20 protein-coding genes are annotated in these 19,440 nt (G+C 70.3%); 10 read left to right on the top strand and 10 right to left on the bottom strand.

Going from position 1 to position 19,440, the window contains the following annotated elements:
- Window positions 1-9: 9 nt before the first annotated feature.
- Together ACWD12_RS38790 and ACWD12_RS38785 are read right to left on the bottom strand one after the other, a co-directional pair.
- Window positions 10-585 carry a hemerythrin domain-containing protein gene (locus ACWD12_RS38790; protein ID WP_358359131.1) on the bottom strand — a complete coding sequence of 192 codons (576 nt, stop codon included), beginning with the start codon at window positions 583-585 and terminating at the stop codon, window positions 10-12.
- 239 nt (window positions 586-824) lie between these two features.
- A complete protein-coding gene (locus ACWD12_RS38785; protein ID WP_450103575.1) occupies window positions 825-1,274 on the bottom strand; it encodes a hypothetical protein in 450 nt (149 codons plus the stop codon).
- Window positions 1,275-1,497: 223 nt separating this feature from the next.
- Here ACWD12_RS38785 and ACWD12_RS38780 point away from each other — a divergent pair, with 223 nt between their 5' ends.
- The gene (locus ACWD12_RS38780) at window positions 1,498-1,803 is read left to right on the top strand and encodes a hypothetical protein (RefSeq protein WP_450103574.1); all 306 of its coding nucleotides are present in this window, start codon (window positions 1,498-1,500) and stop codon (window positions 1,801-1,803) included.
- Between the two features lie 440 nt (window positions 1,804-2,243).
- On the opposite strand, the gene ACWD12_RS38775 is transcribed toward ACWD12_RS38780, so the two are convergent.
- Both ACWD12_RS38775 and ACWD12_RS38770 read right to left on the bottom strand, forming a co-directional pair.
- Window positions 2,244-2,939: an NAD(P)-dependent oxidoreductase gene (locus ACWD12_RS38775; RefSeq protein ID WP_450103573.1), complete on the bottom strand. Its 696-nt coding sequence runs from the start codon at window positions 2,937-2,939 to the stop codon at window positions 2,244-2,246.
- A 79-nt stretch (window positions 2,940-3,018) separates the two neighbouring features.
- Complete coding sequence (locus ACWD12_RS38770; RefSeq protein WP_450103572.1) at window positions 3,019-4,035, bottom strand: RNA polymerase sigma-70 factor; 1,017 nt, start codon at window positions 4,033-4,035, stop codon at window positions 3,019-3,021.
- A 553-nt stretch (window positions 4,036-4,588) separates the two neighbouring features.
- Between ACWD12_RS38770 and ACWD12_RS38765 the strand changes: the two genes are divergently transcribed.
- The 3 genes from ACWD12_RS38765 to ACWD12_RS38755 all read left to right on the top strand — a co-directional run bounded on the left by ACWD12_RS38765 (window position 4,589) and on the right by ACWD12_RS38755 (window position 8,499).
- Window positions 4,589-5,998, top strand: a complete 1,410-nt coding sequence (locus ACWD12_RS38765; protein ID WP_450103571.1) for a family 2B encapsulin nanocompartment shell protein — start codon at window positions 4,589-4,591, stop codon at window positions 5,996-5,998.
- Between the two features lie 282 nt (window positions 5,999-6,280).
- On the top strand, window positions 6,281-7,552 hold the full coding sequence (locus ACWD12_RS38760; protein WP_450103570.1) for a family 2 encapsulin nanocompartment cargo protein terpene cyclase: 1,272 nt from the start codon (window positions 6,281-6,283) through the stop codon (window positions 7,550-7,552).
- A gap of 77 nt (window positions 7,553-7,629) precedes the next feature.
- A complete protein-coding gene (locus ACWD12_RS38755) occupies window positions 7,630-8,499 on the top strand; it encodes a geranyl diphosphate 2-C-methyltransferase (protein WP_450103593.1) in 870 nt (289 codons plus the stop codon).
- A gap of 85 nt (window positions 8,500-8,584) precedes the next feature.
- Here the strand turns inward: ACWD12_RS38755 and ACWD12_RS38750 are convergent, their stop codons facing one another.
- The 3 genes from ACWD12_RS38750 to ACWD12_RS38740 all read right to left on the bottom strand — a co-directional run bounded on the left by ACWD12_RS38750 (window position 8,585) and on the right by ACWD12_RS38740 (window position 10,964).
- Window positions 8,585-9,523, bottom strand: a complete 939-nt coding sequence (locus tag ACWD12_RS38750; protein ID WP_450103569.1) for a DMT family transporter — start codon at window positions 9,521-9,523, stop codon at window positions 8,585-8,587.
- Between the two features lie 184 nt (window positions 9,524-9,707).
- Complete coding sequence (locus tag ACWD12_RS38745) at window positions 9,708-10,034, bottom strand: LysR family transcriptional regulator (protein WP_450103568.1); 327 nt, start codon at window positions 10,032-10,034, stop codon at window positions 9,708-9,710.
- Between the two features lie 288 nt (window positions 10,035-10,322).
- Window positions 10,323-10,964, bottom strand: a complete 642-nt coding sequence (locus ACWD12_RS38740; protein WP_450103567.1) for a ScbR family autoregulator-binding transcription factor — start codon at window positions 10,962-10,964, stop codon at window positions 10,323-10,325.
- Between the two features lie 614 nt (window positions 10,965-11,578).
- Here ACWD12_RS38740 and ACWD12_RS38735 point away from each other — a divergent pair.
- The 3 genes from ACWD12_RS38735 to xdhC are packed head-to-tail and all read left to right on the top strand — an operon-like array spanning window position 11,579 to window position 16,270.
- Window positions 11,579-13,042, top strand: coding sequence for a xanthine dehydrogenase small subunit (locus ACWD12_RS38735; protein ID WP_450103566.1), 1,464 nt, complete (start codon window positions 11,579-11,581; stop codon window positions 13,040-13,042).
- The gene (xdhB, locus tag ACWD12_RS38730; RefSeq protein ID WP_450103565.1) at window positions 13,039-15,459 is read left to right on the top strand and encodes a xanthine dehydrogenase molybdopterin binding subunit; all 2,421 of its coding nucleotides are present in this window, start codon (window positions 13,039-13,041) and stop codon (window positions 15,457-15,459) included. Before ACWD12_RS38735 ends, xdhB begins: the two co-directional genes overlap by 4 nt.
- Window positions 15,452-16,270: a xanthine dehydrogenase accessory protein XdhC gene (gene xdhC, locus ACWD12_RS38725; protein ID WP_450103564.1), complete on the top strand. Its 819-nt coding sequence runs from the start codon at window positions 15,452-15,454 to the stop codon at window positions 16,268-16,270. The genes xdhB and xdhC overlap by 8 nt, the downstream gene beginning before the upstream one ends.
- A 46-nt stretch (window positions 16,271-16,316) precedes the next feature.
- On the opposite strand, the gene ACWD12_RS38720 is transcribed toward xdhC, so the two are convergent.
- From ACWD12_RS38720 to ACWD12_RS38710, 3 genes are all read right to left on the bottom strand, one after another.
- Window positions 16,317-16,487: a hypothetical protein gene (locus ACWD12_RS38720; RefSeq protein WP_450103563.1), complete on the bottom strand. Its 171-nt coding sequence runs from the start codon at window positions 16,485-16,487 to the stop codon at window positions 16,317-16,319.
- A 48-nt stretch (window positions 16,488-16,535) separates the two neighbouring features.
- Window positions 16,536-16,880, bottom strand: a complete 345-nt coding sequence (locus ACWD12_RS38715; protein WP_450103562.1) for a hypothetical protein — start codon at window positions 16,878-16,880, stop codon at window positions 16,536-16,538.
- A gap of 126 nt (window positions 16,881-17,006) precedes the next feature.
- The gene (locus ACWD12_RS38710) at window positions 17,007-17,606 is read right to left on the bottom strand and encodes a TetR/AcrR family transcriptional regulator (protein ID WP_450103561.1); all 600 of its coding nucleotides are present in this window, start codon (window positions 17,604-17,606) and stop codon (window positions 17,007-17,009) included.
- A 97-nt stretch (window positions 17,607-17,703) separates the two neighbouring features.
- On the opposite strand from ACWD12_RS38710, the gene ACWD12_RS38705 reads away from it, so the two are divergent.
- From ACWD12_RS38705 to ACWD12_RS38695, 3 genes are all read left to right on the top strand, one after another.
- The gene (locus ACWD12_RS38705; protein WP_450103560.1) at window positions 17,704-18,222 is read left to right on the top strand and encodes a carboxymuconolactone decarboxylase family protein; all 519 of its coding nucleotides are present in this window, start codon (window positions 17,704-17,706) and stop codon (window positions 18,220-18,222) included.
- Window positions 18,219-18,536: a hypothetical protein gene (locus tag ACWD12_RS38700; protein WP_450103559.1), complete on the top strand. Its 318-nt coding sequence runs from the start codon at window positions 18,219-18,221 to the stop codon at window positions 18,534-18,536. Before ACWD12_RS38705 ends, ACWD12_RS38700 begins: the two co-directional genes overlap by 4 nt.
- Window positions 18,537-18,853: 317 nt before the next feature.
- Window positions 18,854-19,294 (top strand): VOC family protein, encoded by a 441-nt coding sequence (locus ACWD12_RS38695; protein ID WP_450103558.1) that lies wholly within the window; start codon window positions 18,854-18,856, stop codon window positions 19,292-19,294.
- Window positions 19,295-19,440 lie beyond the last annotated feature (146 nt).

Below are 19,440 nucleotides of genomic sequence, written 5' to 3'. Positions count from 1 at the left end.
CCGCGCGGGTCAGGTGCGGATGTGGCCGTGGAAGAGCGCGCGGAGGCGGTCGACGAATTCGATCGCGGCCATGGACAGCGGCTCGTACTCAGGCGGGGTGTCCGCGGTGCGGAGGTGGGGGTGCGCTTCGGTGTAGGCCATCGCCCGGCGTACGTCGGCGCCCAGCGTGTCCAGCTCCTCCTTGGAGAGGTTGCGCCGCAGTTCGACGAACAGGCCTTCCTCGTCTTCGTGTTCGTGCCGACTGACCTGCTCGTGGAGGGTGGCGACCAAGGGGTCGAACGCGGGGTCGTCCGCGTCGCGGCCTTCGAGGTCCTTGAGCGTACGTTCGATGGCCCCGAGGTCGTGCACCTCATGGGCGACGAGCGCCTTGCCGCCGGAGAGGTGCCGGCGTACGGCGGGGTGGAGAGCTTCCTCCTCCGCCGCCGCGAGGCGGGTCAGTTCCACCGTGAGCGTGTCCACGAGCCGCTTGCGCTCAGGGTCGCCCGCGGGGGCCGCGTCCAGTGAGTCGAAGAGGTGGTCGACCTCGCGGTGGTCGGCCGTCAGTTCCCGGGTCACGTCCCGGTCGACGTCGTTTGGTCCTGCCATGACCCTGCACCAGCTTCCTCGGCCGCGGATCCGGAAAGGATCTCCACGACCCCTACCCGGCCTGTCGACGCGGGGGTGCGAGGCGCGGGCTTTCTGTGGAAGGCAATGAAGTCGATCGCAAACGGCGATACGCGGGGCCGGTGGGACACGGCTGCGCACTCTGTGGTTGCGGTCGGTGTTTGTGCAGGTCAGGTCAGAAGCGGCTCTGTCGGCAAGGAGAACGGCGATTGACCCCTTGGTCACCGGAACCGGCGCCACCACGGCGTGCGGCGGATCCGGGGGAGCGGGGGCGGGTCGGCGTCCAGCGGGCTGGTGGTGGTTCTCAGGGGGTGGTCGTCGTCGGGGGGTCCACTCCAGTCGGCCGCGAGGCCCGGCGGGGGTGTGAGCGGCGGAGGCACGCTGTCCTGGCCCGCCGCCGCGGGCAGCCGTGCGTCGTCCGGGGCCGAGGCCGTAGGGGAGTGCAGAACGAAGGTGTGGGTGGTGTCGCCCCCCTGCGGCCCGGCGGCGGCGTGCGAGGGCACGCCCAGCGAGGTCACACCCAGCGGCGGAAGACCAGGCGGGGGCAGGTATGCCGGGGGCAGGTACGTCGGACTCGTCGTGCCGGGATCGCCCGCCGGCGGCGCGGCCGCCGGTACCTCGCCGCCGCGCCACTTGTCGACGGCCCGGGCCTGCGCCAGTGCTGCTCCCACCGATGGATGTTCCACTCTTCGACCTATCGGCGTGAGGCTCTGCTACGGCTCCGGAGAATTGAAGCGGTCATTCCTCCCGCACAGCACCTGAGTTCATGCCTGAGCGGCGACCGGTAGGCGGTCGGGCCGAAATCCGCTCGCGGGGCGACCGCAGGTGGCCTCTATGCTGGCCCGTCGTCATCTGATCGTCAGTCAATCATCGGGCGTCTTGAGGGGATCCGTTGTGTCCGAAGCTGGTGTGGGGAGTTTCGTCGCCGACATCGTCGCCAATGTGGCGTTCTTCCTCCTGCCCGACGCAATTGCCGACGAGGCGCAGATTGTGTTCCTCGTCTTGCTCGTCGTCGCCTTCGTAGCGCTGCGGGTGCGCCGCGCACGCGGGCGCCGGTCCGGGCGGGCGGCCGACGGCGCGTCGCAGGGTGCGTTCGGGCACAACCCCTTCGCGGGGTCGGCACCGCCCACCGCGTCCGAGCAGGTCGGCAGCAACCCGTTCGGCGCGCAGTCACCGCGTACGCCCGTATCCGACGACTGAGCACCGCGCCTGCTGACCGACAACCACGGCGTGGGCCCCTGGTCGGTAGCGTGCTCGGGGTCGCGCCGGCGGCTCCCGCCCGCCGAGGACATCGCGGGACTCGGAAGTCAGGCGAATCCCTACGGCCACGGCCGGCCCGACCCGAACCGGCCTGCGATGTGGGAATGGCCGCCGTGGTGAAGGTGTTGTGCAGCATGGTCGGTGAGTTCGGTGCCCCCGGGCCTCACCTATTGCCGCCGAGGAATACCGTCAGGCTGGAGCCTCGGTGAGCCTTCCGCCGAGAGGCGGCCCGCTCACCGTCCACCTTCTTTGTGGGGCCCGCACGCCAGCCGGTGTGCGGGCCCGACGCGGTAGCCGCTCGTGGTTGCGGCTGATGGTGCGGTCACGCTCGGTGAGAGTGCAGGCCGTGCCAGGGGGCGGGGCGGTTCGGCCGGGACCACTCATCGCTTCGCGAGCGCTTCCCGTCGTATCCACTGCGGCAGCGTGGGGTTGTCCGCGGTGGTGACAACGCTGACGGTGCTGCGGACATGGCGGTCGTCGGCCAGCATCGCCAGCATGCTCGCGGCCAGGTCCGCGCGAGCGGTGAACCTGGCGTCGGCGTGGCCTTCGACTACGGTGTAGTCGGTGGCTGCGGGCAGATGGTAGAGACCGCTCGGGCGGACGATCGTCCAGTCGAGGTCGCTCTCCCGGACGAGCGCCTCCATGCGGCGCATGTCGTCGTACAGCGTCTTGCCCAACACTCGGGTGACGTACGGCAGCAACATGCGATTGAACAGGAACCCGCCATCGCTGTACGGGCGCGGGTCGACGCCGCTGGAGCTGACCACGGCGAGTCGGCGTACGCGGTGCCGCCTCATCGCGGCGACGATGTTCGCGGCTCCGCGCGAGTACGTGTGGATCGGCTGCTTCGCCGGGGGCACTCCGAGAGTCGACAGCACCGCGTCACGCTCCGCCACGGCGCCGTCGACGGCCGCCGGATCCGTCACGTCGGCGCGGACGACGTCGAGCCGGTCGTGCCGGAGGGGGAAGGAGTCCGGGTGGCGGGTGACCGCGGTGACGTGATGTCCGGCGGCGAGCGCTTGTCCGGTGAGGAGACGGCCGGTGGGACCGTTGGCCCCGAATACTGCGATGCGCATGGTTCGTCCTTGGTCGTTACGTGCTCGGGTAGCGGTTGCCAGGCGACGCGAACGGCCGCCGGGCGGTCGGCAATTGCGGTCAGTGCGCGTCGTCCCGGTGTGCCTGTTGCGTGTCGCGCAGGACCGCGAAGGCGTCGGCCGCGGGACCCACGTGGTCGAGCTTGTCGGGGTTGCTGACTGTGCGGATCGCCTGGATGTGGCCTTCGAGGATGTCGAGCGCCCAGGTGTTGACGACTCCGCCGGCGCGGTCTCGGAAGATCGCGCCCGGCTGGCCGTTGACTTGGTGCGGCTGCACGACCCCGCCGATCCGCAGGAACGGTGGGACGAGCGCGGCAATCACCTGTGTCACGCGTTCGGCGCCGAAGAAGCCCGTGGCCCACTGCGGAGCCTTGCCGCCGCTGTCGGCGACCAACTGCACGTCGGCGGCCAGCGATTCCCGCAACGCGTCGACATCGCCGCGGGCGAGGGCGTCGAAGAACCGGCCCGCGAGTTCGTCGCGTTCGCGGCGGTCGGCCTCGAAACGCGGCCTGCCGGCGTCCATGTGCCGGCGCGCCCGGACCACGAGCTGGCGGCAGGCCGCCTCGGAGCGGCCCACCGCGGCGGCGATCTCCGGGAAGCCGAACCCGAACACCTCCCGCAGCACGAAGACCGCCCGTTCGAGCGGGCTCAGCCGCTCCAGCAGCAACAGGGCCGCCATCGACACCGAGTCGGCCAACTCGGCCGAGCGCTCCGGGTCCTGGTACGGATCGGTCAGCAGCGGCTCGGGGAACCACGGCCCGACGTACTCCTCGCGCCGCACTCGCGCCGAGCGCAGCACGTTGATCGAGATGCGCGTGACCACGGCGGACAGGAACGCCTTGGCCGAGTCCGGGCGGGTCGGGGACTCCGCGCAGCGCAGCCAGGTCTCCTGGACCGCGTCCTCCGCCTCGGCCACGCTGCCGAGGATCCGGTACGCGATCGAGAACAGCAGCGGCCGCAGTTCCTCGAACTCCCCGGCCAGTGCCTCCTCGGGTTTCTCCGGCCTCCCCGGTCGGAGTACGCCGGTTCGTCCCGGAATCCCGGTGCCGCCCGCCGCGAAAGCCCTCATCGCCGTCACCTTCCCTCTGCCGTGCCACCGGCGCGAACACACGCCTTGTCACCCAGGACAAGACAGCCCGCCGAGTTGTGACATGGCCGGCGTTCGGCGTCTGGCGCCCGGCGCCCTGGTCGCGAAGCAGTTGCCCTCGCGGGGAAGTCGTACGACGTCGTACGGCGCTTCACGGACGGCAAGGGCGACTACAACCTGACCGTGAGGGTGGCCAGGATCAGCCGTGGTGCCCGCGCTCCGCAGGGCGTGCACCACGGTTCTCCCATGTCTTGGCCGCAAACCGCGTGCTCTGCCGGGGCGTTCGGAGAACGAATCCGCGGGTGCCCGGCGGTATGCGTGGCCGGTCGATTCGGCAATTTCGCGTGCGCAAACCAGAGCCACACCATCGGGGTATTTGGCGGAATCGCCCGGGACGAGCGGGGCCGCAGGCCGTTAACGTCTCTCATGGCTTGAGAGAACTACGCGGTTGGCATATCGCCCGGAAATTCAGTCCCTCTTTGTTTCATCCGGTGAGGCGCGTGGATACGCGGTTCACCGCTCTTGCGAAGGAGAGTCTGACCCGATGACCGTTGACACCGGTACCGAGGCGCAAGAGGCGCCGCAGCAGTCCAGCTTGGCCACGGCGGCCGCCCGCAACCTTGCCTCCACCACCAAGTCCGCCCCGCAGATGCAGGGGATCACGTCCCGTTGGCTGTTGCGCGTGCTTCCCTGGGTGGAGGCCAAGGGCGGCACCTACCGGGTGAACCGCCGACTGACGTACACCGTCGGCGACGGAAAGATCGAGTTCGTGCAGGATGGTGCCCGGGTCCGGGTGATTCCGCGCGAACTGGGCGAACTCGCGCTGCTGCGCGGCTTCGAGGACCCACCGGTGCTGGACGCGATCGCCGCCCGGTGCGTGCAGCGCGACTTCCGGGCCGGTGAGGTGCTGGTCGGGCACGGGGACGCGGCCGAGGCGATCCACCTGATCGCGCACGGTCGCGTCAGGAAGACCTCGGTGGGCAAGTACGGCGACGAGGCCGTCGTGGCCGTGCTCGCCGACGGCGACCGGTTCGGTGAGAACACCCTGCTGGACGCCGAAGCGCGCTGGGACTACACGGCCACCGCCGAGACCGCCGGCACCCTGCTCACGCTTTCCCGCGCGGACTTCGACGCGGTGACCGCGACGGCACCGCATTTGCGGGAGCACCTGCGGCAGTTCGCGTCCTTGTCGCGGCAGAGCCAGAACAAGCACGGCGAGGCCGAGATCGCGCTGTCGGCCGGCCACACGGGGGAACCCGCGCTGCCCGGCACGTTCGTGGACTACGAGCTGAACCCGCGCGAGTACGAACTCTCCGTCGCCCAGACCGTTCTGCGGATTCACACCCGGGTCGCGGACCTCTACAACGGGCCGCACGACCAGACCGAGGAACAGCTCAGGCTGACCATCGAGGCGCTGCGCGAGCGCCAGGAGTACGAACTGGTCAACAACCGGGAGTTCGGTCTGCTCCACAACGCCGCGTTCAAGCAGCGCATCCAGTCCCACGACGGCCGGCCCACGCCGGACGACATGGACGACCTGCTCTGCCGCCGGCGCGGCACCAGGTTCTTCTTCGCCCATCCCCGGGCCATCGCGGCGTTCGGGCGCGAGCTCAACGCACGGGGGCTGTACCCGGACCACGTGGACTTCGGCGGGCAGTCGGTCCCGGCCTGGCGCGGAGTCCCGGTCCTGCCCTGCAGCAAGATCCCGATCACCGAGGACAACACCACCTCGATCCTCGCCATGCGTACCGGTGAGGACAAGCAGGGGGTCATCGGCCTGCACCAGACGGGCCTGCCGGAGGAGCACGAGCCCGGCCTGTCGGTGCGGTTCATGGGCATCAACGCGCAGGCGATCATGTCCTACCTGGTCACGACCTACTACTCCGCGGCGATCCTGGTGCCCGACGCGCTCGGCGTGTTGGAGAACGTCCAGATCGGCCGCAGGACCGACTAGTGCTGTGACCGGAAAGGTTCACCGGTTCTCGCCGCCCAGCACGGCGCCTCGCGGCGTTGCGGACCCTCGCGAGTACGACCGAGTACGAGCTTCGGGCCCGCGCCTTGCGATGCACCGCACTGAACGACGAGAACCGGCAAACCTTCCCGGCCACAGCACTAGCGGGCGGCGGGCCCCTTGCCGCACCGGCCGACGGCGGCCGCATCAGCCCGGAGCGTCGTCGGCCGTTCGAGCACGCCCGGGGCCCGGGAACGACCCACCCACTTCTCCAAGGAGCCACCGATGCCCGACCCCGGTCCCTGCTGCCCGCCACCGAGTCTGGCCGAGGTCCTGGGCCGCCTCTCGGCCCGGGGCGCCGGCCCCCGGCCTGCCCCACCGCCACCGCCTACGTCCATGCCCACGTCCTCGCCCCCCGCGTCGGTGCCCACCACCGCGCCGCCGGACGCGTCCGCCTTCGTGGCACGGCTCCGCCAGGGCCCAAGCGGTCTGGGCACCACGGGACTTCGCTTCACCCCCCGTACGCCGCCTCCCGCGCCCGCGCCCGACCCGCCGGAGACCTCGGGGCGCCCGGCGCCGGGCAGCCCCATCCCCGGGCTCTACCACCACCCCGTGCCGGAACCTGACCCGGTACGCGTGGCGGAAGTCGGCCGCCGGATCAAGCGGTGGGCGGTGGACGAGGTCCAGGCGTACCCCCCGGAGTGGGAGGACCAGTTCGACGGCTTCTCGGTCGGCCGCTACATGGTCGCCTGCCACCCGGACGCCCCCACCGTCGACCACCTGATGATCGCCACGCGGCTGATGGTCGCCGAGAACGTGGTCGACGACTGCTACTGCGAGGACCACGGCGGCTCGCCTGTCGGTCTGGGCGGAAGGCTCCTGCTGGCACACACCGCCCTCGACCCGGTGCACACGACCAAGGAGTACCAGCCGGCTTGGGAGGAGTCGCTGTTGTCGGACGCCCCGCGGCGCTCCTACCGCTCCGCCATGGAGTACTTCGTCCGGGCCGCGACCCCGTCCCAGGCGGACCGGTTCCGGCACGACATGGCCCGGCTGCACATGGGCTACCTCGCCGAGGCGGCCTGGGCCGAGACGGAGTACGTCCCCGAGGTGTTCGAGTACCTCGCGATGCGTCAGTTCAACAACTTCCGGCCCTGTCCGACCATCACCGACACGGTCGGCGGTTACGAACTCCCGGCGGAACTGCACGCCCTGCCCGCCATGCAGCGGGTGATCGCGCTCGCCGGCAACGCCACCACCGTGGCCAACGACCTGTACTCGTACACCAAGGAACTCGAAAGCCCCGGCCTGCACCTGAACCTGCCGGTGGTGATCGCCGAGAAGGAGAACCTCTCCCCGAAGGAGGGGTACCTCAAGGCGGTCGAGGTCCACAACGACCTCATGCACGAGTTCGAGGCGGCCGCCGCCGAACTGGCCGCCTCGTGCCCCGACCCCCGCGTGCTGCGCTTCCTGCGCGGCGTCGCGGTGTGGGTGGACGGCAACCACTACTGGCACCAGACCAACACGTACCGCTACAGCCTGCCCGACTTCTGGTAAGGACGGACTCATCTGTGAGCAACGCTGACCTCACCGCCGCCGACTCCGCCACCACCGGCACCTCCGGCACGTCGGCCATGCCGGGCTGCACCGGCTCCTCTGCGGTCGTCCCACGTCCGGCGACGCCGTACCAGGGCGACATCGCCCGGTACTGGAACAACGAGGCCAGGCCGGTGAACCTGCGCCTCGGCGACGTCGACGGCCTCTACCACCACCACTACGGCATCGGCGATGTCGACCATGCCGCGCTGGGCGACTCCGGCGACGTCGCCTACGAGGACAGGGTGATCGCCGAGCTCCACCGCCTGGAGTCGGCGCAGACCGACGTCCTCCTGGACCACCTCGGCGCCATCGGCCGCGACGACACCCTCGTCGACGCCGGCTGCGGTCGCGGCGGCTCCATGGTCATGGCGCACCAGCGCTTCGGCTGCAAGGTCGAAGGCGTCACGCTGTCGGCCAAGCAGGCCGACTTCGCCAACCAGCGTGCCCGCGACCTCGGCATCGGGAGCTACGTCCGCGCCCGCGTCTGCAACATGCTCAACACCCCGTTCGAGACCGGGCAGGCCGCGGCCTCCTGGAACAACGAGTCGAGCATGTACGTCGACCTGCACGACCTCATGGCCGAGCACTCCCGCGTCCTGGCCGTAGGCGGCCGGTACGTCACCATCACCGGCTGCTGGAACCCGCGCTACGGCCAGCCCTCGAAGTGGGTCTCGCAGATCAACGCCCACTTCGAATGCAACATCCACTCCCGGCGGGAGTACCTGCGCGCCATGATCGACAACCGTCTCGTCCCGCAGGCGGTCGTCGACCTGACTCCGCAGACCCTCCCGTACTGGAAGCTCAGGGCCACCACATCCCTGGTCACCGGCATCGAGGACGCCTTCGTCAACTCGTACGAGGACGGATCGTTCCAGTACGTCCTGATCGCTGCCGACCGCATCTGACGCACATCAGCGTCATCCCGGAGGGCCGACCCCGTCACGCCAGACGGTGTCGGCCCTCCAACAGCGCACCGGGAACCGGGAGCTCTCAGACGAGTTGGATGGTGAGCGAGCCCGCGACGAGCAGGGCGAGCCCCGCCAGCCGCGGCGCGGTGAGCTTCCGCCGGGGCAGCCGGAACAGGCCGCGGTGGTCGATCAGCGCGGAGGTCACCTGCTGGCCGGTGACGGTCAGGGCGATGGTGACCGCGGCGCCGATCTCCGGGATGAGCAGGAAGGTCCCGGTGACGTACGCGGCTGCGCAGGCCCCGCCGAGCCAGCCCCACCAGGGAATCTTGGTGAGCGTGACGACCCGGGGCCGGGGGGTGCGGTGCGTGGCGTAGAGCACCAGGAGGACCACGGCGATGGCGAACGTGGCAACGGCGAAGCTGATCACCGCGACGGCGATCGGCGCGTCGAGTTCCGCCTTGAGTTCGGCGTTGATCGCGCCTTGGACGGGCAGCACCGCACCGGCGACGATGCCGAGGGCGAGCCAGCCGAGTCGGGCGGCGCCGGATACCTTCGGTGCCGCGGAACCGGCCGACGCTTTCTGGCCGTTGATGATGACGACGATGCCGGCGACGACCGCGGCAGCGCCGAGCACGATGCCCGCGTTGAGGTCCTTCTGCTCCAGGTCGAACCAGCCGAACAGGTCCAGGGCGAGCGACGCGAACATCTGCCCGGTGACGAACAGGCCGACGGCCGCGAGCGCTCCCAATCGCGGGAACAACAGGATGCCGCTGGTGATGTAGAGCGGGCTGGCGAGTCCGCCGAGCAGCTGCCAGACCTCGGCGTCCGGCAGTCTGCCCAGTGCGCCGAAGGCGCCGACCCCCACGGCCAGGACTGTCAACAGGCCGGTGGCAAGGCCCAGTTGGATCGTCGAGGCGCCGTACGGTGTGCCGACTGCGGAGTTCAGTTGGAGGTTGACGGAGGCCTGGACCGCCAACAGGCAGCCGGCCAGGAGGGCGACGGTGAGGAAAGCGGCGTGCACGCTGATACTCCTGAGGAGGGAAGGTGGTCGGACGGCGCCCCGGGCAAGCGGCCAGGGCAAGCGGCAGCCAGGGCAAGCGAAGGCAAGGCCAAGCGAAGGCCACGGCAAGACGCCGCCAGGGCAAGGGAGTTCGTTTCCCGCGGATGGACCGGGCCCTGATCGGCGGGCGGGGGCCGGGGCGGGGTTAGGCCGCGCGGTTCGCGGCGGGGCGCACGGCGGCATGCGCGGGGGCGGTGCGGGGCGGGTCGGCCGGATGGGTCGTGGCCAAGTGGCGGTGGGCCTCCTCGGCGGTCTCGATGATGCGCTCCGCGTACGGCAGCAGGCACCGGCCCTCGTCGGTGAGCGTCGCGTGGCGTCCGCCGCGGCGGAACAGCGGCACGCCGAAGGCCGCTTCGAGGTTCTGGACCTGCGCGGTGATGCTCGATTGGGAGTAGTGCAGGTTGTGCGCGGCGCGCGTGAAGCTGCGTTCCCTCGCGACTTCGCGGAACGCGCGCAACTGCTGCAACTGCATGGCTGGAGTTCCCTTCGGTGGCTCGTGCGCCTTCTCGTCTCGCCACAAGAAACACGCATGCTGGTTTGTTTTGCGAGCGGACGTCCGCCCGCATCCCGACCCCGGAGGGACCGTACGATCAAAACAAACCAGCATGCGTGTTTTCAAGAGCCATCGGAAACTCCGATGACCCGGTCGGCGCACTGGCGCCCGAACGGCCGGGCAATCAGGCGACCGGGCAGGCGGACAACCTGCAACCGGGCAAGCGGGTAACCGGCAAGCGGGTAACCCGGCAAGCGGGCACCCGGCTCAGCCCGGCTCGCCCGCCATCAGCCGCGCACCGAGGTCGGGCGAGATGTCGAGCTTCGCGAACACCTCGGGGACGGCGAGCGAGGGCAGGATCAACCGGTACAGCTCCGCGATCCGCTCCCGTACGTCAGCTCTCCCCGTCATCACCTCGGAGAGCAACTGCACCCCGGAGAACGCGCCGACGAGCAGTTCGCCCGCCACCGCCACGTCCACCCCCGGCAGCAACTCGCCCCGTGCGTCCGCTTCCCTGAGCACGTCGACCTGGAACTCGATCCACGAGCGGTACGGCGGACGCCGGTCCAGCTCGCTGCCCTGGTCCACGGAGAGCCGGACGCTGCCCTGGAGCAGGCCGTCGAAGGTGAGCCGGTGGGCCACGAGCAGCGCCGAATCCACCAGCTCCTGAAGCTTGACCTCCCGAGGACGCAGCGCGAGGAAGGCGGTCTGCCGAGCCACCTGGCCGTCCAGAACCTCCTGCGCCAACTGCTCCTTGGAGTCGAAGTGGAAGTAGAACGCCCCTTTCGTCACTCCGGCGCGCTCGTAGACCTCGGTGATCCTCGCGGAGCCGTAGCCCTGCTCCGCGAAAACCGCTCCCGCCGCCTCCACGATCGCCTGGCGCGTCCTGACCGCACGTTCCTGCCTCACCACATGGCCTCCCTTTCCGCCCGAGGCGGCGCAGGGAATTCCCGGGCTCCGCCTCGAGAGCTGTAACAAACCGGCAGGCACGTATTCTATGGTCGGGCGCGCCGACCGATCGATCGGAACATCCGATGCCGGGACGGACCGGGACGGGATGGGGCCGGGCCAGTGCGGTGCGGAGAGCGGCAGCGGGCCGGGGACTGTGCGATCGGCCAGACGGCGGTGGCGGCCCGGCCTCGGCTCCTGTCGGTTCGCCAGAGACCGGCGGCAATCCCTTGACCCCGATGGTGCGAGCCCACTAATTTCCGGGGAACGTCAACCCACGACCACCCGGAAGGAGGCGACCCGCGGATGAACACCAGCTCCGACCTCGGTCGCCTCGCCCGCAGCACGGTCTGGGTCTCCGGTCGCATCGCACACGGCTGCTGAGAACGCCGATCTGACGTGCCCGTCCGCGGGCAGGTCCCGGGTTTGCCCGCCGTCCCCTCCCGGCACGTCCCCGTCGCGTCGTGCCGCGTCTGCGCCCGACTCCGGTCCTGCGGCGCGTCGGATCACAGAAGGCTGCCTGAATTGGCGAACATGATGAATCGATCGACTACGTGCCGAATTGAGGACCCGTCATGGTAGCGGCGCGCATTACCGTCAACGGGAAAGAAACGGCGATTTCACCGGCCGCGCCCCACACCACGACGTTGGATTTCCTGCGCGACCGTGGTCTCACCGGCACCAAGGAAGGCTGCGCCGAGGGTGAATGCGGCGCCTGTTCGGTCCTCGTGGCGCGTCCCGGGGTGCACAAGCCCACCGACTGGGTGGCGGTCAACGCCTGCCTGGTGCCGGTCGCGGCGCTGGACGGCCAGGAGATCACCACGTCCGAAGGCCTCGCCACCGCCGGCGAGCCCGGCACGCCGTCCACGCTGCACCCGGTGCAACAGGAGATGGCGGTCCGCGGCGGTTCCCAATGCGGTTACTGCACACCGGGATTCGTCTGCAGCATGGCCGCCGAGTACTACCGTCCCGGCCGCTGCGCGCACGCGGAGCCGCCCGAAGGCGCCGACGCCGAGCACGGTCCGAACGGCTTCGACCTGCACGCGCTGAGCGGGAACCTGTGTCGCTGCACGGGATACCGTCCGATCCGCGACGCCGCGTTCGCGGTCGGAACCCCCGCCGACGACGACCCGCTCGCCCGGCGTCGCGAGGAGGCACCGCCCGCACCGGTCGCCACCGAGTACACCCGGGACGGCCGTACGTTCGTGCGGAAGGAAACGCTGGCCGAAACGCTGCGGGTGCTGAGCGAACGACCCGATGCGGTACCGGTCGCCGGGTCCACCGACTGGGGTGTGGAGGTGAACATCCGCTCCCGCCGGGCGGATTGCGTGGTCGCCCTCGACCGGTTGCCCGAACTGCGGGAACTGCGCGTCGAGTCGGACCACATCGAGATCGGCGCGGCGCTGACGCTCACCGAGATCGAACGCCGGCTGGACGGCGGGGTCCCGCTGCTGGCGGACCTGTTCCCGCAGTTCGCGTCCCGGCTGATCCGCAACGGCGCGACCCTCGGCGGCAACCTGGGTACCGGCTCGCCCATCGGGGACAGCCCGCCGGTGCTGCTCGCGTTGGAGGCCTCGGTGGTACTCGCGCACGCCGACGGCGAGCGCGAAGTCCCGCTGGCGGAGTACTTCACCGGCTACCGGCAGAGCGTACGCCGTCCCGGTGAGCTGATCCGCGCGGTGCGCATCCCGCTGCCGCTGTCGCGCGTCACGGCCTTCCACAAGATCGCCAAGCGGCGCTTCGACGACATCTCCAGCGTGGCGGTCGCGTTCGCGCTCGACATCGAGGACGGCGTCGTCCGCAAGGCGCGCATCGGCCTGGGCGGCGTGGCCGCCACCCCGATCCGTGCCCGCTCCGCGGAGGCGGCCCTCGAGGGCCGGGCATGGTCGGCGGAGACCTGCGAGGCCGCGGCCGCGCTGCTGCGGGCCGAGGGCACACCGATGAGCGACCACCGCGCCAGTGCCGGCTACCGCGCCGCGATGCTCGGCCAGAGCATGCTGAAGTTGTACGCGCAGACCAGTGAGGCGGTGTCGGCATGAGCCATCTGTCCGAGCGTCCCGAGAAGCCGGTCGTCGGCGTCCCGATGCCGCACGAGAGTGCCGTCCTGCACGTCACCGGCACCGCGCTGTACACCGACGACCTGGTCCACCGCACCAAGGACGTGCTGCACGCCTATCCGGTGCAGGTCATGAAGCCCCGCGGCAGGATCACCGGGCTGCGTACCGGGCCCGCGCTCGCCGTGCCCGGCGTGGTCCGCGTGTTGACCGCTGCCGACGTGCCCGGGGTCAACGACGCCGGGATGAAGCACGACGAGCCGCTGTTCCCCGACGAGGTCATGTTCCACGGCCACGCGGTCGCCTGGGTGCTCGGTGAGACCTTGGAGGCGGCCCGGCTCGGTGCGGAGGCCGTCGAAGTGGAACTCGACGAACTGCCCTCCCTGATCACGCTTCGCGAGGCGATCGCGGCCGAGAGCTTCCACGGCGCCCGGCCCGTGATGACGACCGGCGACGTCGACGCCGGCTTCGCCGACTCCGCACACGTGTTCACCGGCGAGTTCCAGTTCTCCGACCAGGAGCACTTCTACCTCGAGACGCACGCCGCGCTGGCGTACATCGACGAGGCGGAGCAGGTGTTCGTCCAGAGCAGCACCCAACACCCTTCGGAGACCCAGGAGATCGTCGCGCACGTCCTCGGTCTGCACAGCCACGAGGTGACCGTGCAGTGCCTGCGGATGGGCGGCGGCTTCGGGGGCAAGGAGATGCAGCCGCACGGCTTCGCGGCCGTTGCCGCGCTCGGCGCCAAGCTGACCGGCCGACCGGTCCGGGTACGGCTCAACCGGACCCAGGACCTGACCATGTCCGGCAAGCGGCACGGCTTCCACGCCCAGTGGCGGATCGGCTTCGACGCCGACGGCCGCATCCAGGCATTGGACGCCACCCTGACCGCGGACGGCGGCTGGAGCCTGGACCTGTCCGAGCCGGTGACGGCCCGGGCACTGTGCCACATCGACAACACGTACTGGATTCCCAACGCGCGCGTCGTCGGGCGCATCGCCAAGACCAACAAGGTCTCCAACACCGCCTTCCGCGGCTTCGGCGGCCCGCAGGGCATGCTGGTGACCGAGGACATTTTGGGCCGGTGCGCGCCGCTGCTCGGCCTGGATCCGGCGGAGCTGCGCGAACGCAACTTCTACCGCCCGGGCCTGGGGCAGTCGACGCCGTACGGGCAACTGGTCACCCAGCCGGAGCGGATCTCCGCGGTCTGGCAGCAGGTACGGGACGTCGGCTCCGTCGCCGACCGCGAGCGCGAGATCGCCGCATTCAACGCCGCGCACCCGAACACCAAGCGGGCGCTCGCGATGACCGGCATCAAGTTCGGGATCTCCTTCAACCTCACCGCGTTCAACCAGGCCGGCGCGCTGGTGCTGATCTACAAGGACGGCTCCGTCCTGATCAACCACGGCGGCACCGAGATGGGCCAGGGCCTGCACACCAAGATGCTGCAGGTGGCCGCGACCACGCTCGGCATCCCGCTGCACAAGGTGCGGTTGGCTCCGACGCGGACCGACAAGGTGCCCAACACCTCGGCCACCGCCGCCAGTTCCGGCGCGGACCTGAATGGCGCGGCGGTGAAGAACGCGTGCGAGCAATTGCGCGTGCGGCTGGCCCAGGTGGCGGCGAGTCAGTTGGGTTCGAGCGCCTCGGACGTCCGCATCGTCGAGGGCGTCGCCCGTACTCTGGGCAGCGACAAGGAACTTGCCTGGGACGACCTGGTACGCACCGCGTACTTCCAGCGCGTGCAACTGTCGGCGGCCGGCTTCTACCGCACCGAGGGCCTGCACTGGGACGCGAAGACGTTCCGGGGCTCGCCGTTCAAGTACTTCAGCTACGGCGCCGCCGCGGCCGAGGTGGAGGTGGACGGCTTCACCGGCGCGTACCGCATCCGGCGCGTGGACATCGTGCACGACGTCGGCGACAGCCTGTCCCCGCTGATCGACATCGGGCAGGTCGAAGGCGGATTCGTGCAGGGCGCGGGCTGGCTGACCCTCGAGGACATGCGCTGGGACGCCGGCGAGGGGCCGCACCGCGGCCGGCTGCTGACCCAGGCCGCGAGCACGTACAAGCTGCCGAGCTTCTCCGAGATGCCCGAGGAGTTCAACGTCACGCTGATGGCGAACGCCACCGAAGAAGGCGCGGTGTACGGGTCCAAGGCGGTGGGTGAGCCCCCGCTGATGCTGGCGTTCTGTGTACGCGAGGCTCTGCGCCAGGCCGCCGCCGCGTTCGGCCCGAGCGGGGTCGGTGTCGACCTCGCAGCGCCCGCGACACCGGAAGCGGTGTACTGGGCGATCGAGGCGGCTCGCCGGGGCGGCATCGCCGCCAACGGCTCGGCCGCCGTCGACGGGACCGCCGCCAACGGCCAAGTCCCCACCCACGCAAGAGCGTTGAGCGGTGTCTGACAGCACGTGGATCGCCGCGGTCGCGGGGTTGCGGGAACGCCGGGAGGCCGGCGTTCTGGTGACCGTCGCGGCCGTGCGCGGCCATGCCCCGCGCGACGCCGGCGCGAAACTCGTGGTGGGGCGGACGCGGACGTGGGGCTCGATCGGCGGGGGCAACGTCGAGGCCGTTGCGATCGACCGCGCCCGGGAGATGCTCGCCGCGTCCGAGTCGAAGCCGGAGCTGATGGACTTCGCCCTGAACGACAAGGTGACCAACCGGCACGGCGTGCAGTGCTGCGGCGGCACGGTCGCCGTGCTGCTCGAACCACTGCCCGTGACACGGGCGGTGGCGATCTTCGGCGTCGGGCACGTCGGGCTGGAACTGGCGCGCATCCTGGCGCGCCAGGACCTCGACCTCCATCTGGTCGACAGCCGTGCCGACATGCTCACCGAGGAACGGCTCGACGTGTTGGCTGATGCGGTGGCCCAAGTCGAGGTGCACCACACGCCGCTGCTGCCCGAGGAGGTGCTCGCGGGCCTGCCGCACGGCACCCACATTCTGATCATGACGCACGACCATGCCGAGGATGCCGCTTTGTGCGACGCGGCCCTGCGTACGAGCCACCTCGGTTCCATCGGGCTGATCGGGTCGTCGGCCAAGTGGGCGCGCTTCCGGCAACGCCTCGCCACGGAGGGCGGCCACGACGAGGGCGCCATCGGCCGGATCAAGACCCCGATCGGGCTGGCCGACATCACCGGCAAGGAACCCGCCACCATCGCCGTCAGCGTCGCCGCGGACCTGCTCCGCGCGTTCGAAGCTCCGGGGAACTGAAGGCACTTCGGGACCTGTCCGGGATCACTCCAGTAGCCGTCCGGGATCAGTTCAGGAGCAGCACGATCAAGACCGTCCCTTCGACGACGGCGACGGCGACGGCGACGGCGATGTCGATGCCGTCGAGCACGGCTTTGTCGCCGTAGGACTCGCGCGGATCTTGCACGGCGATGGCCGGTACGGCGGTGATCGGGACGGTGGTGTCCAACGTGTGCATCGTGCGCTCCCGTGCTCGCGGTTTCTGGCACCCGCCCCGCTTGCCGTCCTACCGCGCTACGAGAAGTGCCGCCAGTGTCATGACCGTTGCCAAGAGAGCCGCGAAGGCGATCGCGAAGATCCGGTACATCCGCCGCTGGTGTGCGGCGAGCACCTCGCTGACCGCTTCGGCGGCGGTCAGGACGTGGCGGACCGTCTCGGCGTTCACGCGGTCGGCGAGTGCGGCCCGGTCCTCCTCGGTCAGAAAAGTCGGCGTCTGCTCGGCAACCTTCCGGGCGGACGTACGGACGTCGAGGCCCAGAGCGCGCATCGTGTCCGCAAGCGGCCGCAACTCCTGGCGGACACTCCTGCGTACGGCCGCCTCGGCCTGCGTCTCGTGCGGATCGTCCGTCATCGCCACTCCCGATCGTGTCGTGCCCACGGTAGTCGGCGTTCCGCCCGAGGGGAGCGTCGCGGTGGAGCGGGGGGGCGGCCCCGGCGATGAGGCGACGGACGCGGTGCTCGGGCGAGCGGATGCCGTTCAGGGTTCGGTCGGGGAGATTGGCCTGGCGTCACTCGGCTGGGCGGGCTCGCGCCGCGCCGCGGCGAGCAGCGCCTCGGCGACGTCGCGCGCCTGGTGGGCGGCGTCGGGGGTGCGTTCGCGCAGTGCGGTGACGATCGCGCCGTCCATCAGCAGGAGGAAGCGCCCGGCCAGTGTGTCGGGTTCGGCGACGTTGTCGGCGGTCAGCAACTCGCGTACGTACGCGCGGACTGCCGCCTTGTGCCGGGCGGCGACCGCGTGTGCCGCGCTCTGCGGGTCCGCGGACTCGACCATCGTGTTGATGAACGCGCAGCCGCGGAAGTCGGCCGTCGCGAAGCGTTCCGCCAGCGCGTCGAACACCGTGAGCGGCCCGCCGCCGTGCGCGGCTACCCGTTCCACGAGCCACGAGCGCCAGCGCACGTCGCGGGCTTCGAGGACCGCGACGACGAGGTCGTCCTTGGCGGGGAAGTGGCGGTAGAAGGACGCGCGTCCGACCCCCGACTCGCTGAGGATGCGTTCGACGCCGACCGCCCGGATCCCGTCGGCGTAGAAGAGGTCCTCGGCGGTGCGGAGCAGTCGTTCGCGAGCTTGAACCGGCATGCGCGTAAGAGTAATCGGTCTTGACCACAAACGGAACCGATCGGTACCGTCCTCGGCGTCAGGAACGGAACCGATCAGTACCGTTTGGAGCGCATCCATGCCACGCATCCAGGTCGTCGCCGACGACCCCGATGGCCTCCTTGAGGCGACCCGGCGCCAACTCGGCCGCGTCCCGAACCTCTACGGGGCACTCGCCAACGGCCCACAAGCCCTGGCCGGCTACCTCGCCATGCGCGAGGCGCTCATCAAGGGCGTGCTGCGCGCCCGCGTACGCGAGCAACTCGCCCTGCTCGTCGCGCAGGAGAACTCCTGCACCTACTGCGTCAGCGCACACACCCTGCGCGGCGCGAAGATGGGGCTCAGCGAGGAGGAATTGGCCAAGACGCGCGACGCGGCCGACGAGGACCCGCACATCGACGCCGTCCTCCGCATCGCCCGCGAGATCGTGCGCACTCGCGGCCGTGTCGGTGACGACGTGATCGCGGCGGCCCGCGAAGCCGGCGTGAGCGACGCGGAACTGGCCGAGGTGGTCGCGCACATCGCGCTCAACACACTCAGCAACTACTTCAACCACCTGGCCGAGCCGGAGCTCGACTTCCCGGAGGTGTCCGCGTGACGCCCGAGAACTGGCGTACGGCCCGCGTCGAACTGGTGCCCGGCTACTCGGTCCTCAAGCCCGACGGCGCCTCGACCGCCGATGTCGAGGCGGCGTTTGCCATCGCCGGCGGCTTCCTCCACCTCCGGGTCCCCGGCACCGGCACGGTCCAGGTCGTGTCGGCCCCGGCGGTACGCCGCGTCACATACGCGGACGACAGCAACGCCGGCCGCGTCGGCCAAGACGGCCAAGACGGCCAAGACGGCCGAGAGGGCCGAGAGGGCCCTGACAGTCAAGACGGCCACGGCGGAGAGGTCGGAAGGGTCGGCAGCTGAGTTTGGGCGTCGGGGCCCGCACACGTTGCGGTGTGCGGGCCCCGACGCGTCCACCCACGGCCCCGGTGATCGGGCAGCACCATCGGGGCCTCCATCGCTTGGCGCGGCCTGCTGCCGTACGTCCACCTCGCCGACGACTCGCCGAGGTGGACGTACGAGGTGCGGCGGGGCCGCGACGTGCCGAAGCTTGTTCCTGGAGCCCGGCCGGCGAAATTTTCCGAGTTCGGTGGTACGAGGATGTCGAGAACGTGTCACCGGCTCCGTCCCAGGGGCATCAGCGGCCGCCACCGGCCACACGAGGAGAAGGAGAAACCGGCATGGCGATTCAGCGGATGGACAACGTCGGCATCGTGGTCGAGGACTTGGACGCTGCCATCGCATTCTTCGTGGAACTCGGCATGGAACTGGAGGGCAGGGCGGAGATCTCGGGCCTCGTCGCCGACCAGTGCACCGGACTCGACGGCGTCCGCTGTGATATCGCGATGCTCCGGACCCCGGACGGTCACAGCCGACTCGAACTGGCGAAGTACCGCAGCCCTGCGGCGATCAGCGACGGGCCGCGCAACCGCCCGCACAACATTCTCGGCACGCACCGCGTCATGTTCGCGGTCGACGACCTCGAGGGCACTGTCGCCCGCCTGCGCCCGCACGGCGCGGAACTCGTCGGCGAGATCGCCCGGTTCGAGGACACCTATCTGCTCTGCTACCTGCGTGGCCCGGAGGGAGTCATCGTCGGCCTTGCCGAGCAACTGAACTGAAGTGCCTCGTTGCCTCGTTGTCGCGCCCGGTTACAGGTCCAGCGCGTTCTCGCGGCCGTGTGCCGTGTAGGCGTTCAGGAGGGTGGTCCGGTCTTCCGTGGTGAATCGGCGGTATGCCGCGCCGCGTTCGGGGGTCCACCACACGG

The organism is Streptodolium elevatio (assembly GCF_053592165.1).
The sequence above is the reverse complement of the archived record's forward strand: the minus strand, read 5'-3'. Positions and strand labels throughout refer to the sequence as shown.